Origin of the sequence: Micromonospora sonchi, assembly GCF_014646235.1 — a bacterium.
GTDB classification, from domain to species: Bacteria; Actinomycetota; Actinomycetes; order Mycobacteriales; family Micromonosporaceae; genus Micromonospora; species Micromonospora sonchi.
Genome location: NZ_BMNB01000086.1, coordinates 1 through 1,321, shown reverse-complemented (window position 1 = coordinate 1,321; position 1,321 = coordinate 1). Strand labels below are relative to the sequence as shown.

The window sequence follows — 1,321 nt, the reverse complement described above, 5'->3', positions numbered from 1 at the left end:
GGCCACGACACGCACTGGCTCAACTGGCGACGCCGCCACCAGGCCCGCGCCCGCTGGTTCCACCAACGCACACGGCTGAACCGCGACTACGCCCTGGTCAGCTAGCAATTGGCGGCTGCCGTACTAGACAAAGCGACGTGCATCGTCGGTTCGCATGGTGCCGGAAAGACCTTGCTGCTACGTCTCATTGAGGCGGCGTTAGGGCATAACAGTCGAACCCCGCCCTTTGTTGGGGGAGGTAGTCATTTTGAGCCCGACGTAAAGCCGCTGACGGGTGTGGTCGAACTAGTCTTGTCGGTCAAGGGCGAACCAGTAAGCGCGGTAGTTGACCTTTCGGTGGCTGAGCATGAGCGGGCTGCGATCTGGGCGGAACTTTTGGGCCCTAGTCATTGGCCCACCTTTGTTAGTTCGGCCGAGTTGGCCAATGATTTCATCTGGTATTATCAGCAGTTCTCATTCGGCATGGATCGGCCGGTGTATGCGCGCGACTTCACGCCGGCTGAACGAACTGCCGTTAGGGCGATCCTTGGAAAAACCTACGACTCGATTCGCATGCAAACAATTCTCCTCGATGGCAGCGATGACGAACAATGGTTCTCTCAAGGCCCTTACGTCACTGCGGTAAGTGGTGGAGCTGTTGCTGATAACACGACATTTAGCTTGGGTGAGCTCTGGGTCTACCGGGTTCTTTGGGAGCTGGAGCGCTTGCAACCGGGTTGCCTGTTCATGATGGATGAACCGGAGTCATTCTTGGCGTTGAGGGGTCACAGGCCCTTTGTTGATGAAGTTGCCCGCCGTGCGCTTGGAGGAAACCTTCAACTCCTCATTGCGACCCATTCTCCGCAGGTGCTATCTCGCTTTCCGGCCGCAAACGTCCGAGTTTGTGTTCGAGGTCCCGGCGGGAAAGTGGTAGTAATGAAGGCCGAGTCCTCCGAGCAGGTGCGCAGTATTGTCGGAATGGAGGTGCCGGTTGAAACGCTTATTCTGGTAGAAGATGACTTTGCGGCATCTTTTCTCTCCGAGGTATTTGCTTGCCTCGGCTTGCCTGTCGCAGGTATTGAAATTGTGCCGGCCGGCGGTGAAGGTAACGTAAAATCGGGCGTCAGAAGCCTCTTGCGGGCATCTCGCATCCGGGTATTCGGTGTTCTGGATGCTGATCAGAAGGGCTCGGCCGACGAATCTAAGAAGCTCTACGGTACGTATTCAGCTTGGGGTAGCCGTTTGGGGCAACCACGGCCCGGTGGTGAATAGTTGCTTGAGCACGTCGAGGGCGTCCATGCCGTGCTTGGCGGCAGTGGACAGGTAAGAACGCAGGGTGGCG

1 protein-coding gene is annotated in these 1,321 nt (G+C 57.3%); it reads left to right on the top strand.

Features of this window, described 5'->3' with window-relative positions; all coding sequences use genetic code 11:
• Positions 1–171: 171 nt before the first annotated feature.
• Positions 172–1,251, top strand: coding sequence for an AAA family ATPase (locus IEY61_RS30860; RefSeq protein ID WP_189050870.1), 1,080 nt, complete (start codon positions 172–174; stop codon positions 1,249–1,251).
• Positions 1,252–1,321: the final 70 nt, after the last annotated feature.